Below are 16,213 nucleotides of genomic sequence, written 5' to 3' on the forward strand. Positions count from 1 at the left end.
AACACTTTATGGCTGTGTTTTCAATGCGGTAACATAGTCATTAGTGCCTGTATTATATGCAATTTCTTTTATTACAAGCACTTAACAACCTTAAAGATGTTAAGGTTGTCTCAGTATATAAATTACTTTATGGAAAGTGGGGTAATCATAATTTACGGTATCATTCACCGATCCATAAGCGAGTGTGTTCATCGGGAACTCAATGATGGCGCGAACGAATTGTTATGATGAGGTGATATTAACCTATGTGGTGTCAAATATTTGTCGAAGGAACACTTTCATTTACATAATAAATGTATATAACGGTGTTAATTTTTTGTTTTTCATTTGAGCGTTACTGGTTAAAAAATAGCAATAACCATGTAAACTGTGAGTGAACTCGCTTTATTGAATATTCCTGTCCTTTCATCCCTGATTATTAGCCCGAATAACAACAATCTGATTAAATAGTATGTAAAAATAACCCTATTGGAGTACTTGCAAATGCATATTCATTAGGAGGATGGAACGAGATGAACCACAATGAAAGTCTACCGCTACCCACAAACACAATGGAGTGGCTAACAAATAAAAACAGCATTATTATTATCTTAGATGTTATTTTATTTGCCCTGTTATACAACTTTTTACCGTTTGAAAAAGACGTAGTGCTCGGGCTTAGTATACTCAGTTTTATTGCCATATTGTGGTTAACGGAAGCTTTACACGTCAGTATTACCGCGATTTTAGTGCCTGTACTTGCTGTGGTCTTTGGGGTGTTTAATACTCAAACGGCACTCAATAACTTTTCAAATCCGATTATCTTTTTGTTCCTCGGTGGTTTTGCACTTGCGGCTGCTTTACATCGACAAGAACTCGATAAAGCCATTGCCGATAAAGTATTGGTGCTGTCAAAAGGTCGAATGGATGTCGCTGTGTTTATGCTATTTGGCGTAACGGCGGGTCTGTCTATGTGGATCAGTAATACCGCGACAACCGCAATGATGTTGCCGTTAGTGCTGGGTGTACTGAATAAAGTGAATACCAAAACGGGTCACAATACTTATGTATTTGTGTTACTCGGTATTGCTTATTGCGCCAGTATTGGTGGTATTGCCACGATTGTAGGCAGCCCACCGAATGCGATTGCGGCAGCGCACCTTGGTTTAAGCTTCACCGAGTGGATGGCTTACGGCGTGCCAATTACGCTAATCCTATTACCAGTGACAGTCGGTGTACTGTACATGTTATTGAAACCTAACTTGAATGAAGTCTTTGAATTAGACCATCAACCAATTGCGTGGGATAAAGGTAAAATTGTCACCCTTGCTATCTTCTCGTTGACGGTGAGTTTATGGATATTCAGTAAACCGATTAATGCCATGCTCGGTGGTTTTTCGAAGTTTGATACCTTAGTTGCACTGATGGCGATTGTTCTAGTCGGTGTCGCGCGGGTCGTTAACTGGAAGGATATCGAGAAAACCACGGATTGGGGCGTACTGCTGTTATTTGGTGGTGGTATTTGTTTAAGTAATATCTTAAAGGCAACGGGTACCAGCGTATTTTTAGCAGAAAGCCTGAGTGATGTACTGTCCCAGGCGGGTATGGTGATCGTTATCTTAACCGTGGTTGCGTTTGTGGTCATGTTGACGGAGTTTGCCAGTAACACGGCCAGTGCAGCACTGTTGATTCCGGTGTTTGCGGGTGTGGCTGAAGTACTGGGCATGTCACCCGTCGTGCTGTCGGCATTAATTGCGATTGCGGCGTCTTGTGCCTTTATGTTACCGGTTGCAACACCGCCTAATGCGATTGTATTTAGTACCGGGCATATTAAGCAATCCGAGATGATGCGTGTCGGTATCTACCTTAACTTGATTTGTATCTTTATCTTGTCAATCGTGGCTTGGCTATTCTGGTCATAACACATGAATTAATCATATCAAGGCCTCTACTATACTCTCTAGGGAGGCCTTGTTTTTACTATATTGCGCTTCTAATATACAGTTTTAGCTAACATCCTATATCAGTGACATACTCTTACATTGTTAACGCTAGGAATAACAATTGAATGGGTATATCATCACTATCCCAAAATAATCCGCATAAAAAATGTGGTTAACGGATGTATTGTGAAAGTTAGAGTCACTCTTTATTTAGTTGTTATCATTAGCGCTATCATTTCTTATCAGGTTAACCGCTCTGAAATAAAACAACGAGATAACTTCAATCAATCATTTCAGATCGCAGAACGACGCTTAGGGGAGTTGTTTTATCAACTGCAAGCGATTCAATATGGAATGTCGCAGCTGAGCCGTTCAAATGCTGAATTAATCGATGATAACCAGCTAACATTCACCTATGCAGATGATGATATTTGCCAGATAGCGAAGAAGCCAACGCGTGAGCAAATGTATGACTTTGAAACTAACTTCTTAGTTGTCAGCGATAAAACGGGCTGTGAGGCAAACTCTACTCTTCATCATAAGATCAAAGAAACCATCAAAATTGCACCGATGATGACCTTTCTTGCTGGACGTTCAAGTGATGTCATTAGCTTGTATTTCATCTCGATGGATAAATTTGTTATTAGCTCTCCGAAATATAATGGCTTAGTGCTAAAACGTGACGGGTTTGAAACAGCGCTATTTACCCGACCATATATGCAAAAAATATTGAACGTGGATGTCGAAGACCGCGGTAATCAAATCTTCATTACTGGGCCTTATGCAGACCTGAATCTAAATAAACAGGTATTAACTTTTTCGATTGCCATTTTCATGGACAAGACCTTCTATGGTGTGCTTAACATGGATATCTTATGGGCAGAATTAGTTGCCGGTATTCACTCTGATTTCGATATTATTAATGACGAAAATCCGAGTGCCGATCTTGGCATGCTCAGTGAACCGCTAAGTTATGATGGTTTCAACACGCATTTACGTTTGGTTATGCCCGACAGTGTGAGTGATAAATTCAGATATTTAATTAAAAACAGTCTTGTTGATATTACGTTTTATTTTGTTGCCATTGTCCTTGCTGCTTGGTTCTTATATACCTTGAAACTACGCATTACGTCTAAGATATTAGCGAGAGAATCATGCCATGATCCTTTGACTGGACTGTTAAACCGCCGCGGCTTTATGGCTAAACTGAAAAATGTCGAACGCCATCAGTTTTATTCTTTCTTGATTATCGATTTAGATAACTTTAAGCATGTTAACGATACTTATGGCTACCTTGTCGGTGATGATGTACTGGTTCGTGTTACGACAGCGATTAAGCAGCAGATCCGTGATAAAGACGTGTTAGTTCGCCTTGGGGGGGAAGAGTTTGGTTTGTTGATTGCGTATAACAACGACAATAAACAAATCGATATCTTTGAACGTATCTGTGATGCGGTCGCTAACTTACCGCATTATAGTGACGAAACTGAATTTCATGTAACCCTGTCTGGTGGGGCTGTAACTACGTCATCAATTGATCAAATTAAATCCATAAAAAGCGTGATTAAACAGGCTGATGAACTCTTGTATGCGGCGAAGGTCGCGGGCAAGAATCGCGTGCTCTATGCTGATTTTAGTAGTAATGAACCGTTGGATGCTTAGTTTCTCACGCTGCTGAGTCAGTCAGTGCTTCGCTATATTTGTTAACCTCCCGATGATTTTGACTGTCAGCCATTTATGATATGCTGGCAGTCGGTTTTCACCGTTACTATTCATCGTCATCGTCACTATTCCTCGTCACCTCGACCTCACTTATTACCTGAACTCTATTACCTCGCCCAATATAGCTTGAATCGCTGACACAACAAAAATATCATCTGTAGGGATAGCTGTGCATCAAGGTTTTATATTGAAAACCCTTAACTCATTCATTTTAAATGCATATTATAAAACGTCTATAACTTGATGTTAACTGTGTTGTTATGTCGCTTTAATGCGAAGTAGTGTTGTTTAAACAGTGCTTTGACATTTTATTGTTCATTGTATGGGTTTCATTTTAGGGTAAGTAATGAAAGTAGATAATGAAAAACATTAACATTCCCGTAACTGTTTGAAATGTAGTCGTTAAACACGGGTTTACCATTCATAAAGTATTTTATATTTTAATAAGAATAATCTTTACTTCCAGTTGATTTAGGATTAAAGTCTCGCCGAAATATGCAGTAACCAGTGTCTGGTACACATATAGCGGCTTAACCTATATTTTAACAATTTAACTCGAGGATACAAGGTGGGAACATTCGCCTGCACAAACTCACGAAATAGTACTTTTGTACCTGTTGTTGGTTTGTCATTTTTTGCTATTGCATCTGGCTTTTTAATGAGCCTAATTCCGTTATCTTTGCAATCATTTGGACTCAGTCTTACATTGACACCTTGGTTGGCAAGTATCTTTTATTTGGGGCTATTGATTGGTTCATTACAGATAGAAGGTGTAGTGGCAAGAATAGGCCATCGCCTTGCGTTTATTTTGTTTTTAAGTGTGCTGTTATTGACGATCTTTTTGATGATCGCAATGCCAAGTGCTGCAACTTGGTTGGCGGCGCGTTTTATTGCCGGTATCGCGGTTGCAGGAGTATTCGTTGTTGTTGAGTCTTGGTTATTAATGGCTGATACCGCAAAACAACGTGCGAAACGTTTGGGTTTATACATGACGTCTTTATACGGTGGTAATGCACTAGGCCAATTGGGACTTGTGCCAATCGGTGTAGAAGGCATATTTCCTTACAGCGTGGTTATCGGTGTGTTGTTGATAGCCATTTTACCGCCGTTATTAATCAAGGCCGGGCAACCTGATTGCACTGGACACCAAAAGATCAGATTCGCAGAGCTAAAGGCATTAAGCCGTCCTGCAATTTTGGGTTGTTTAGTTTCTGGCATGTTAATGGCACCTATTTATGGGTTAATGCCTTTGTATATCAAAGCGCAAACGGGCAGTGCAGAACAAACGGGTATGCTAATGGCGATTATTATTTTGGGCGGCATGTTAGTACAACCAATCGTGAGCTACTTATCACCTAAAATGAGTAAGACATTATTAATGTCATTATTTTGCTTAGTCGGTTTGCTTGGTGTTATCGGCATATTAAAGGCGCATAACTCGGTATTGTTGAACTCAAGCTATATGTTATTGGGTGCGAGTGTATTTTCACTCTATCCAGTTGCTATCTCGTTAGCGTGTGACAGCTTAGGCGTGAGTAAAATTGTAGCGGCGACAGAGATCATGCTGTTGAGTTATAGCGCCGGTTCTGTGGCCGGTCCGGTTTTGGCACAAGGCTTTAAGCACTATAATAATGGCTTGATTATGTACCTTGGTGTTTGCATGTTAACTATGTGTATTTATATGCTCATTAAAACTGCGACATCAAAGCCAAGCGATCACTCTGCTATCCCACAATAGGGTTACAGCAATCGGGTTACTGTAAATAAGGGCCCGCTGCTTTTATCGCGGTGTGATTGATACGGTTAAGCCAGTTACTGGTTTAACCGTATTTTGTTCGTTTTAATTGTTTCACCTTACAGATGTTCGCTTTATTACATTTACGCCATCCGCTATTATTTCCCATACTCTTGTATTAGCTTGTTTTTATATAAAACACTACTTTACTACCAATAAAGTGTTAATTTATGTTGCAAACTATCGTTTAATGATAAATAAAGTATGCTTTGATCTTGGTCAAACCAACGCTGTATAGCGTGTTTTGTTAGTGAATATGATACAGGCTGTCTCATTTGAACATATTTTCGTGCTCGAACGCTCACTTTTATTCTTTATTTGTTTTAATTATGTATTAAAAGTGTAAATTCAAATCCACACGAACATTGTGTACACCCTACATAAAATAAAACAAAGGAATGAATCATGGCTAACAATAAACAGCATACTCTGATGGGCGAATGCCTTGCTGAGTTTATTGGTACTGGACTGTTAATCTTTTTTGGTGTTGGCTGCGTAGCCGCACTGGTATTAACTGGCGCTAGTTTTGGTCAATGGGAAATCAGTATTATCTGGGGTATGGGTGTAGCAATTGCTATTTACTGTACTGCTGGTGTTTCTGGTGCTCACATTAACCCAGCCGTGACGATTGCGCTTGCAGCATTTCACGGATTTGATAAAAGCAAAGTATTACCTTATATATTCTCGCAACTCGCGGGTGCTTTCTGCTCTGCAGCGTTAGTATACGGTTTATATAGCAACTTATTTACTGACTACGAAATTGCTAACGGTTTCCTACGTAATAGTGAAGCAGCATTATCGACAGCGGGTATCTTCTCAACTTATCCACACCCATCATTAACATTCATTGGCGCATTTGCGGTTGAATTTGTGATTACTGCGGTATTAATGTTCGCTATCTTAGCATTAGGTGATGAAAGCAACGGCGAACCACGTGGCGCAATGAACCCTGTGCTTATCGGTGTGCTAATCGCGGTTATCGGTGGCTCTTTAGGTCCACTAACTGGTTTCGCAATGAACCCTGCACGTGACTTTGGTCCTAAATTATTCGCTTACTTCGCGGGTTGGGATTTTGCATTAACTGGCGCTAAAGAAATTCCTTACTTCATTGTACCAATCTTAGGTCCAATTGTAGGTGCATGTTTCGGCGGTTGGTTATATCCAAAAGTGATTGGTCAATACCTACCATCAGCAGGTCATGGTTGCACTATTCCAAACCAGTGTGATGAAGAATCAGTTGAAGCTAAAGCGGCTGAAGTATAAGTTCGCGACATTGAAACATAATACCGCATAAATTTTGAATAACGCCTGAGCGACTTTGATTATCGCTTAGGTATATAATTAAACATAAGTACTCATGTTAAATTAACGATGAAGTACTCATACCAAATGAAATTAAAAGGACTTCGTAATGACTGAGAAAAAATACATTATTGCTTTAGACCAAGGAACAACTAGTTCTCGTGCCGTTATTCTTGACCACGATGCAAATATTGTCAGTGTATCTCAACGTGAGTTTACGCAAATCTATCCGCAAGCCGGTTGGGTTGAGCATGATCCACTTGAAATCTATGCAACTCAGAGCTCAGTACTCGTTGAAACGTTAGCGAAAACAGGTATCACCAGTGCTGAAATTGCCGGTATCGGTATTACTAACCAACGTGAAACAACGATTGTTTGGAACAAAGAAACAGGCAAGCCGGTTTACAACGCAATCGTATGGCAATGTCGTCGTACTGCTGATATCTGTGACAAATTAAAAGCACAAGATGCAGGCTTCGAAGAGTACGTACGTGAAAATACCGGTCTTGTTGTTGACCCGTACTTCTCAGGTACAAAAATTAAATGGATCCTTGATAATGTCGAGGGTGCTCGTGAAGACGCTGAAGCCGGTAAACTATTATTCGGTACTGTTGATACTTGGTTAGTTTGGAAAATGACACAAGGACGCGTACATGTAACTGATCACACTAACGCATCACGTACAATGTTGTTTAACATCAATACGCTACAGTGGGACGAAAAACTACTTAAGATCCTTGATATTCCACTATCAATGATGGCTGAAGTGAAATCGTCTTCAGAAGTATACGGCCAAATGAACTTAGGTGGTAAAGGCGGTACGCGTACCCCAATCGCTGGTATCGCCGGTGATCAGCAAGCTGCACTTTATGGTCAAATGTGTGTAGAACAAGGTCAAGCGAAAAACACCTACGGTACTGGTTGTTTCTTATTAATGAACACGGGTAAAGAAAAAGTAACGTCTAAAAACGGTCTACTAACTACCTTGGCATGTGGTCCACGTGGTGAAGTCGCATACGCACTAGAAGGCGCGGTATTCATGGGTGGTGCTTCTATCCAATGGCTACGTGATGAAATGAAATTACTTTCTGATGCGAAAGATTCTGAATATTTTGCAACTAAAGTAGATTCATCAAACGGTGTTTATGTTGTGCCTGCGTTCACAGGTTTAGGCGCACCGTACTGGGATGCATATGCTCGTGGTACGATTGTTGGTCTAACGCGTGGTGTTGGTGCAAACCACATTATCCGCGCAACATTAGAAAGTATTGCGTATCAAACACGTGACGTACTTGATGCGATGCAAGCGGATTCAGGCATTAAATTGGCTGAGCTGCGTGTCGATGGCGGTGCGGTAGCGAATAACTTCCTAATGCAATTCCAATCTGACGTATTAGATACAACTGTATTACGTCCAGCTGTCACTGAAGTAACAGCATTAGGCGCGGCTTATCTTGCTGGTTTAGCTGTTGGTTTCTGGGATGGTCTCGATGAATTGTCTGATAAAGCCGTTATCGAAAAATCATTCGAACCACATGATGATGATGTTAAACGTCAACGTCGTTACCGTGGTTGGAAGCGTGCTGTTAAAGCAGCACAATCATGGTCTGAAGGACATGACGAAGAAGACGATTTACTGTAATCGTGTTTAAATTTGATTGCCAATAGGCCATCATCTTAATCTAAATACAAAGAGCGCCATTATATAAATAGCAATGTTTATGTCGTGGCGCTCTTTTTTTTGTGCGTTTTGATAAAAGTAGGCTATTTTTGTCATCAACTTGACATGTTTTTCATGTTTAATAGCTATTCGAGCATTGAATTAGGCTTTAAATCAAAAGTAAATGTTCGAAATGTAAAAATAAATGCGCGATTGCGAAAGTAAATGGTGATTTTAATACCGAAGTGTTCTATATTAGTTGCAGATGTTCGAAAGCGGTCGTTCGCTCAGACAAGAATGTATTAAAGTGAGTTAAGTATGAATAATGGAAACCAGAAAGTAATGACCAATAATGTGAACAGTGAAGTACTAGATTTGATCGTCGTAGGCGGCGGTATTAATGGTGCTGGTATTGCAGCAGATGCGGCAGGCCGTGGGCTTACTGTGGGTTTATATGAAGCAGCCGATTTTGCTTCAGCAACGTCATCAGCAAGTTCTAAGTTGATACATGGTGGTTTACGTTACCTTGAGCATTACGAGTTTCGTCTGGTATCAGAATCACTTGCAGAGCGTGAAGTATTACTGAAGAAAGCGCCACACATTGTTAAACCAATGCGTTTCCGTTTACCACATCGTCCTTTCTTACGTCCTGCGTTATTAATTCGTGCGGGTTTGTTCTTGTATGACAACTTGGGTAAACGTACAACGTTGCCCGGTAGTAACCAAGTTAACTTAGCGAAATCAGGTTTACTTAAAAAAGAAATTACCAAAGGTTTTGAATATTCAGATTGTTGGGTTGATGATGCACGTTTAGTTATTCTAAATGCGATGGCAGCACAACGTAACGGCGCTGAAGTTGAAAACTATTGCCGTGTAGAAAAAGCCGTGCGTAAAGACGGTTTATGGCAAGTAACAATTGTAAACGATCAAACAAACGTGCGTTTCGAGCGTACTGCGCGTGCATTAGTTAATGCGGCCGGTCCTTGGGTGAAGCAATTCTTCGATGACAGCATGGAAGAAGAGTCACCACGTAACATTCGTTTGGTTAAAGGTTCACACATTGTGGTGCCACGTATCCACGATGAAGAACAAGCTTACATTCTACAAAACAAAGATAACCGTATTGTGTTTGCGATCCCTTACATGGAAGACTTCTCAATCATAGGTACAACTGACGTTGAATACGTTGGCGACCCACGTAAAGTCGCGATCTCTGATGACGAAGTTGATTACCTGATTGACGTTGTAAACGAACATTTTGTGAAACAACTTGCGCCAAGCGATGTTGTTTGGACTTACAGTGGCGTACGTCCACTGTGTGATGACGAATCTTCATCTCCACAAGCAATCACACGTGATTACACACTGGAACTAGAGCAAGAAGGCACACAAGCGCCATTGCTATCTATCTTCGGTGGCAAGTTAACGACTTACCGTAAGTTAGCTGAGTCAGCAATGAAACTAATTTCGCCGTACTTTGATAAGTTAGGTGATTCATGGACAGCTGATACGCCGTTGCCGGGCGGTGATTTTAACTACCCTCGTACACAGTTAGTTGCCAACATCTGTTCACAGCACTTATGGCTAGACCCTGAAATTGCGAAGCGTTATGTGAATCAGTTTGGTACCGATACTTGGAAATTATTCGCTGATTGTAAATCTGAAGCTGATTTCGGTATTAACTTTGGTCACGGTGTTTACAGCCGCGAAATTGATTACTTGATTGAAACAGAATTTGCCAAGAAAGCGGAAGATGTATTGTGGCGTCGTACTAAGCTTGGTTTGTATTTAGACAAAGCCCAACAAGCCGCTGTTGCTGACTACGTCAATGCACAAGTCGTAAAGCTTAATCCGGTAAAGTTAGATAAAGTTGGTTAATCGCGTAACTCACTACGTTGATTGATCAACTCACATTAAAGCGCTACTAATCACTGATTAGTAGCGCTTTTTTTTCATACGCCAGTATGTGCTCTACATTCCTGAATAGTTGGGACCGCTACCGCCTTCTGGTGGTGTCCATACAATGTTCTGCGACGGGTCTTTTATGTCGCACGCTTTACAGTGGATACAGTTTTGCGCATTTATTTGGAATTTAACTTCTTTATCAACCGTGACTATTTCATATACTGCCGCAGGGCAATATCGTTGCGCGGGTTCTGCAAAACGGGGCAGGTTGGTGCACATAGGGATACTCGGGTCGGTCAGTTTAAGGTGGTTTGGTTGGTCGGCATCATGTTGGATGTTGGCTAAAAATACCGAACTTAAACGGTCAAAGGTTAAGATGTTATCTGGTTTCGGATACGTGATGGCTGACGATCGGGTGACTTTTTGTAATTGGCTGTGATCTGGTTTTGAGTCGTGCAGGGTAAAGGGTAAGCTTTTGTGCAATATGTTTTGCTCAAACCAGGTGACGCCTAGCATGGCATTACAGCGATGCGTGATCGGCGCAAAATTACGTGATTGATATAACTCTTGGTAAACCCAAGATGCTTCATATAATAAGGTGAAGTGTTCGAGGCTATTACTGGTTTCTGTCGCTTTATCAGTTGCTTGTTCAGTGCTTTCGTTGGCTTTATAGCGTGTCAATGCCATTGCGGAAAACACGGCTTCAGCACCGACCATACCTGTTTTCATGGCGGTATGAGTGCCTTTTAATTTAGCCACGTTCAATGTACCGGCATCACAACCGAGTAATAATCCGCCGGGGAATACCATCTTCGGTAAACAGTTATAACCACCTTTGGTTACAGTTCTCGCGCCGTAAGCTAGTCGTTTCCCGCCTTTTAAATAGCGACTCACTGCAGGGTGTAATTTAAGCCGTTGGAATTCTTCGAAAGGGCTGAGATAAGGATTTTGATAGTTCAAATCAGTGATGAGACCGACATAAGCCTGATCTTTACCGACGTGATATAAAAAAGCTCCCCCTGTCGCACCGTGTTCCGCTAATGGCCAGCCGATACTGTGAATGACTAATCCCGGTTGATGAATATTTGGGTCTATCTGCCACAACTCTTTAATGCCGAGTCCGTAATGCTGTGGATCGGCGTCTTTATCTAATTGGTACTTCTCGATTAATTGTTTGCCTAAATGGCCGCGAGAGCCTTCAGTGACTAATGTATATTTGCCAATGAGTTCCATCCCTGGCATGAAATTTTCTTTCTGTTCGCCGTTTTTATCACGTCCCATGTCTCCGGTGATCACGCCTTTGACGCTATTATCTTCAGCAAAGATGAATTCATTGGCGGCAAAACCAGTGAATATTTCGACGCCCAGTTGTTCAGCTTGTTTGGCTAGCCAAATACACAGGTCGCCAAGGCTGATGATATAGTTGTGTTTGTTGTCTAAACTGGATGGTACTAACATGCTTGGCACGCGGCGGGCTGTAGTAGCATTTTTGAGTAGCCATGTTTCATCGCGCTTTACATGGCAGGTAACGGGGGAGTCTAAGTTTTGCCAGTCTGGAAACAGTTCGTCTAATGCGCGGGTTTCAAAGATGGTGCCTGCAAGGGTATGCCCGCCAATCTCGGCGGCTTTTTCGAGGACGCAAACACTGAGTTCTGTATCAGTGTCTAGTGCAAGTTGACGTAAGCGACAGGCGGCAGATAATCCGGCAGGTCCAGCTCCGACAATGACAACATCAAATTCCATTGATTCTCGCTTCACACTTAACATCCTTATACATATGGCTGATCTAAGTATTGTGTATGTTTGAATAAGCGCCAACGATATTGCTATTAGTAATTAACTGGCTGAATTTTGGCGACAAGTTAACATTTTTCACTAAAGGTTAAACTGGTCTTTAAATTAGTGCAGTACAATAACGTCATCTATATTCAATACACCCAGTTTAATTTGAGGTTTTATGATGCTTAAAAAAGCACCCTTAGCATTGCTGTTGACCATGGCGTCTTTTAATTCTTTTGCAGTAGACAATACGCTTACTGCTGAATGCGGTTCAGTGACCATCGCCGATATGAACTTAGGTAGCGCTACCTTGGTTGCTAATATTGATGCGTTTATTCTAGAACATGGCTACGCTTGCGACGTTGAAATTGTGCCAGGTAACTCAACGATCACAGCAACGTCGATGATTGAAAAAAATACCCCTGATATTGCCCCTGAATTTTGGACTAATCAGATCAGAGCGACATTAGCAAAAGGCGGTGAAGAAGGGCGCATTGTTGTGGCAGGTGATTTACTCTCTGACGGTGCAGTTTCTGGTTTTTGGGTACCTAAGTATATGGTTGAAAAAGATCCGTCTTTAGCGACGCTAGCGGGTATTAAAGCCAATGCGAAGTTATTCCAGCACCCTGAAGATCCAACGCGTTCTGCTTTCATGGCTTGTCCTGCTGGCTGGACTTGTCAGATCTCAACGACTAACTTATTCAATGCGATGGACCTTGCTGATTACGGCTTTGATTTAGTTGATCCAGGTTCCGGCGCAGGTTTAGCGGGTTCGATGGTTAAAGCGTATGAAAATAAAGAAGCGTGGTTTGGTTATTATTGGTCACCAACGGCAATCATGGATAAATACGATATGGTGCGTGTTGATTTTGGTACTAGTTTTGATCGTGATGAATTTGAAAATTGTACCATTGTTGAAGACTGTGAAAACCCGAAAGTAACCGATTATCCAGCAGCGCCTGTGCAGAGTATTGTGACTACTGATTTTTCTAAACGAGCGCCTGCGGTGATGCAGTATCTTGGGAAACGTTCATTCAGCAATGATGAAATGAACCAGCAGTTAGCGTGGATAGATGAAGAGCAAGCCGACGGTGATTATGCCGCTGAACACTTCTTATTAAATAATAAAGATAAGTGGAGTCAGTGGGTACCGAAAGACGTGGCTATAAAAGTAGCCGCAGCGCTAGCTGATTTATAATCAAAAGGCCCTACGATGTAAGGCATATGAGCCATCACAGATGTATTAGTTAAAGGAAGTTGGAATGCTTCCTCATTTAGCTTTTATTTATAGTTCGTAGCTATATCTTGAAACTATATTTGGCATAGTCATTCTCCTCGACAATATCGTCCTCAATTGCATGTAGCCATGCCTGAGAGTAATATTCTTCGTCGGAGGGGGTATGATCAAGCGTGTTTAAATTGATTTGGTAAGAGGCTATTACCATATCGGTGTCATTTTTAATGATTGAAATTTTCATAACGCCCCCTTGATTCACTAATTAAAATCATTCGCTATATCACTAATTATAGCCACATAATGCTAAGTACCACTGCTTAATTTTTACTTTATTCATAATACCCCATCCCATTTAATGCAGAACCAGTCTTTGCATTGTTAATAAGAGGTGGGTATTTTAACGCTAAGATCTTACAGAATCTTATATTATCAGCGAGATTAAGTGATATTAAACCTTGCCCACAGTGTCCTAATAAACAACTTTAGTTTTACTGATGCTAAAACCGTAATCTTAACTGTACAATGCAGATCTTCATCATCACCTTCGATTAAAATCCACTCTTCATCTTTAACAGATGTTAATCTGTCGTCTAATAATAAAGCCGATGAATCTGATGAACGTGTCAAATGTACGATCGCGCCATAGTTTAAAAGATCAATGTCTTGTAAATCACCATGATTAACACTTACTGAAAATTCACAGCTGTCAAATAAGCGTACAAAACCTTCATTACTTATTCCTTTTTCACCAATAACTAAAATATTATTTAAAGTCCCGTCTTTACCGCTAACGTTTATCATAAATATGTTCTCCAATATTGCGATGATATCAAACCTTTCAGCCCAAAGTCCGCAGATGCAAGATAAGTAATCAAGCAGTGTTCTACACTTAGATTATAGTCAATGTCAGAAAGGTGTAGTTGTACTGCCTTGCCCATATAACATAACTGCATATCTATTTTCAACACCACCTAATCTATTAATGTGAGTAAACTATGACAAGTCATCAGCTGTTGAATTCACGTATCATTAAGCGCCAAGTTAGCAACGAAATTTTAACGCAAATAGATCAGACTAAGAAAAAAAAACTAGCTTTGGTGGTGCAAGGAGGTGGGCAGAGAGGTATATTTACCGCAGGCGTATTTGATTATTTTTTGGATGCCGGTTTTGACCCGTTTGAACTGTATATAGGCACTTCTGCTGGTGCACTTAATCTCTCGTCTTTTATCAGTCGTCAGTCTAAATTTGGCTACAACTTTATTGTCAATTACACCACAGATGATGAATTCTTCAATCTCTATAAATACCTGAGAAAACAACAGCCACTGAATTTAGATTGGGCACTGGATGCTGTATCGGCAAAGGGACTGACACCACTGGATATCATTACTGCACGGAAAAATTTACAGTATCGTCAGGCCTTTGCGTGCGCAACCCGAAAAGATACCATGCAAGACATATATCTGCCGCTGTATCAGGACAACTGGAAAGAAGTTCTTCGAGCAAGCTGTGCGGTGCCTATTTTATACACCAAAAAAATAAGCTTTAACGATTTTGAATGGGTTGATGGCGGAGTGAGTGCCGCGATACCCGTACAAGAAGCATGGAAACGCGGCGCTGAAGTTATTGTTGTAGTGCGAACTGAACCCGTAGAGAGTGTCGATAATGGCGGGCGTGTATTGTATGATTGGCGACAAAAGATTGAATCGAAATTACCACAATATATTGAGAAACTAAGCCTAGAGCAATCGCTAGATAAATTTAAAACGCTCCACGAAGATCTTACTCAGCGTTTTGATTTATGGAAAATAAATTGGAGTGATAAAGCTGTACTCAGCCTTAATAAGAATCAAAATCAGGATGAAAAAAACACCCTTATTTTACCGGGGATTAGCGAACTGGTGAAAAATGATAATGGTAGTTGGAAATTGTTTAACGCCGATAATTTAGAACGTTTTCTTTCGATGTCCAACAAAGGTAAAAGCAGTGAAGTGATCGAAATGCTAGCTCGCTATTATCAATCTTATCGTGAGTTAAATGATTTTTTGGTTAACCCACCTAAAGGATTGACGGTTATTCAAATAGCACCAAAGAAAGCTTTACGCAGCAGAGCTTTGTTGAGTGATAAGGATGACTTAGAAATGGATTATCGAGAAGGCAAAGAGGTCGCTCGTCATTTTGTAAAAAACTTTGCTGATATTCTGAATGATAAAACAACCTTAAGGTAATGTTGAATCGATATGAATAAAGGAAGCTGAGATGCTTCCTTTTTAACGACTGTTTTATACATAACTAAGATATGATTTATACCGTTAAGAAAATGTTTCTTTCAGGGCAGATAACAAGCCTTGATAAATAGGATCACAAAAATCAGCAACTTCTTGGTTATTGGCTGACTCGAAGCTTGAATCCCATTTAACTAATGTCCCCTCACTTGTTTCGACCAGTTTCACTACGCCAATATAGTTATCGACCGCATCTTTGGCCACTGGTCCAGGACCGTCATCAATGCTGTATGAAAAAGTGTGCTGCTCGGCATTCACTGTGGTTAAGGTTTCATGAAAAGCATCGTTTAATACCCGCCTTGCGCCAATTTCGTGACCTTGTTGCGTACCGACGATGCGCAAAGAGGTGATCACACCTGCAGCCCATGATAAGTCATGGAAGTTACTGATGGTTTCCCAGATCTTGTCGATAGGTGCATCGATGTTTATCGTATTGTGGCAATGTCCCATTTACTTTTCCTTATATGTGGGCGTACATATTTGAGTCTAGTTAGTTTTTTGGGGTTCTCAAGTTGGGGCGACTCACGTGACTGGTACGACAAAGTCCCTTGGTGTTCACATTGTTTAATTTCATTACCTAACTCGTTTGTGGACAGAAATGGCTTA

General features: G+C 40.8%; 12 protein-coding genes. 8 read left to right on the forward strand and 4 right to left on the reverse strand.

Annotation, left to right across the window (positions count from 1 at the left end; genetic code table 11):
* The first annotated feature begins 512 nt into the window (after window positions 1-512).
* The 6 genes from A923_RS0100725 to glpD all read left to right on the forward strand — a co-directional run bounded on the left by A923_RS0100725 (window position 513) and on the right by glpD (window position 10,279).
* Window positions 513-1,901 carry an SLC13 family permease gene (locus A923_RS0100725; protein ID WP_017219715.1) on the forward strand — a complete coding sequence of 463 codons (1,389 nt, stop codon included), beginning with the start codon at window positions 513-515 and terminating at the stop codon, window positions 1,899-1,901.
* 207 nt (window positions 1,902-2,108) lie between these two features.
* Window positions 2,109-3,584, forward strand: coding sequence for a diguanylate cyclase (locus A923_RS0100730; RefSeq protein WP_017219716.1), 1,476 nt, complete (start codon window positions 2,109-2,111; stop codon window positions 3,582-3,584).
* 628 nt (window positions 3,585-4,212) lie between these two features.
* Window positions 4,213-5,382, forward strand: coding sequence for an MFS transporter (locus A923_RS0100735; RefSeq protein WP_017219717.1), 1,170 nt, complete (start codon window positions 4,213-4,215; stop codon window positions 5,380-5,382).
* 462 nt (window positions 5,383-5,844) lie between these two features.
* Entirely contained in the window at window positions 5,845-6,702 is an 858-nt protein-coding gene (locus A923_RS0100740) for an MIP/aquaporin family protein (protein WP_017219718.1), read from the forward strand.
* A gap of 148 nt (window positions 6,703-6,850) precedes the next feature.
* Window positions 6,851-8,383 carry a glycerol kinase GlpK gene (gene glpK, locus A923_RS0100745; RefSeq protein ID WP_017219719.1) on the forward strand — a complete coding sequence of 511 codons (1,533 nt, stop codon included), beginning with the start codon at window positions 6,851-6,853 and terminating at the stop codon, window positions 8,381-8,383.
* 336 nt (window positions 8,384-8,719) lie between these two features.
* The gene (gene glpD / locus A923_RS0100750; protein ID WP_026005992.1) at window positions 8,720-10,279 is read left to right on the forward strand and encodes a glycerol-3-phosphate dehydrogenase; all 1,560 of its coding nucleotides are present in this window, start codon (window positions 8,720-8,722) and stop codon (window positions 10,277-10,279) included.
* 93 nt (window positions 10,280-10,372) lie between these two features.
* Here glpD and A923_RS0100755 read toward each other — a convergent pair whose 3' ends face one another.
* On the reverse strand, window positions 10,373-12,073 hold the full coding sequence (locus A923_RS0100755; protein WP_083849943.1) for an electron transfer flavoprotein-ubiquinone oxidoreductase: 1,701 nt from the start codon (window positions 12,071-12,073) through the stop codon (window positions 10,373-10,375).
* A 193-nt stretch (window positions 12,074-12,266) separates the two neighbouring features.
* Here A923_RS0100755 and A923_RS0100760 point away from each other — a divergent pair, with 193 nt between their 5' ends.
* Window positions 12,267-13,283 carry an ABC transporter substrate-binding protein gene (locus A923_RS0100760; protein ID WP_017219722.1) on the forward strand — a complete coding sequence of 339 codons (1,017 nt, stop codon included), beginning with the start codon at window positions 12,267-12,269 and terminating at the stop codon, window positions 13,281-13,283.
* Window positions 13,284-13,383: 100 nt separating this feature from the next.
* Here the strand turns inward: A923_RS0100760 and A923_RS0100765 are convergent, their stop codons facing one another.
* Window positions 13,384-13,563, reverse strand: a complete 180-nt coding sequence (locus tag A923_RS0100765) for a hypothetical protein (protein WP_017219723.1) — start codon at window positions 13,561-13,563, stop codon at window positions 13,384-13,386.
* A 197-nt stretch (window positions 13,564-13,760) separates the two neighbouring features.
* On the reverse strand, window positions 13,761-14,123 hold the full coding sequence (locus A923_RS0100770) for a hypothetical protein (RefSeq protein ID WP_017219724.1): 363 nt from the start codon (window positions 14,121-14,123) through the stop codon (window positions 13,761-13,763).
* A 194-nt stretch (window positions 14,124-14,317) separates the two neighbouring features.
* Between A923_RS0100770 and A923_RS0100775 the strand changes: the two genes are divergently transcribed.
* A complete protein-coding gene (locus tag A923_RS0100775; RefSeq protein ID WP_017219725.1) occupies window positions 14,318-15,550 on the forward strand; it encodes a patatin-like phospholipase family protein in 1,233 nt (410 codons plus the stop codon).
* 84 nt (window positions 15,551-15,634) lie between these two features.
* Here A923_RS0100775 and A923_RS0100780 read toward each other — a convergent pair whose 3' ends face one another.
* Window positions 15,635-16,057, reverse strand: coding sequence for an SRPBCC family protein (locus A923_RS0100780; protein WP_017219726.1), 423 nt, complete (start codon window positions 16,055-16,057; stop codon window positions 15,635-15,637).
* Window positions 16,058-16,213 lie beyond the last annotated feature (156 nt).

It is taken from the genome of Moritella dasanensis ArB 0140 (assembly GCF_000276805.1).
GTDB lineage: Bacteria > Pseudomonadota > Gammaproteobacteria > Enterobacterales > Moritellaceae > Moritella > Moritella dasanensis.

Coding starts and splice junctions, on each gene's coding strand:
- A923_RS0100725 (WP_017219715.1), top strand. CDS start 513: ATGAACCACAATGAAAGTCTACCGCTACCCACAAACACAATGGAGTGG.
- A923_RS0100770 (WP_017219724.1), bottom strand. CDS start 14,123: ATGATAAACGTTAGCGGTAAAGACGGGACTTTAAATAATATTTTAGTT.
- A923_RS0100740 (WP_017219718.1), top strand. CDS start 5,845: ATGGCTAACAATAAACAGCATACTCTGATGGGCGAATGCCTTGCTGAG.
- A923_RS0100765 (WP_017219723.1), bottom strand. CDS start 13,563: ATGAAAATTTCAATCATTAAAAATGACACCGATATGGTAATAGCCTCT.
- A923_RS0100760 (WP_017219722.1), top strand. CDS start 12,267: ATGCTTAAAAAAGCACCCTTAGCATTGCTGTTGACCATGGCGTCTTTT.
- glpK (WP_017219719.1), top strand. CDS start 6,851: ATGACTGAGAAAAAATACATTATTGCTTTAGACCAAGGAACAACTAGT.
- A923_RS0100780 (WP_017219726.1), bottom strand. CDS start 16,057: ATGGGACATTGCCACAATACGATAAACATCGATGCACCTATCGACAAG.
- glpD (WP_026005992.1), top strand. CDS start 8,720: ATGAATAATGGAAACCAGAAAGTAATGACCAATAATGTGAACAGTGAA.
- A923_RS0100775 (WP_017219725.1), top strand. CDS start 14,318: ATGACAAGTCATCAGCTGTTGAATTCACGTATCATTAAGCGCCAAGTT.
- A923_RS0100755 (WP_083849943.1), bottom strand. CDS start 12,073: ATGTTAAGTGTGAAGCGAGAATCAATGGAATTTGATGTTGTCATTGTC.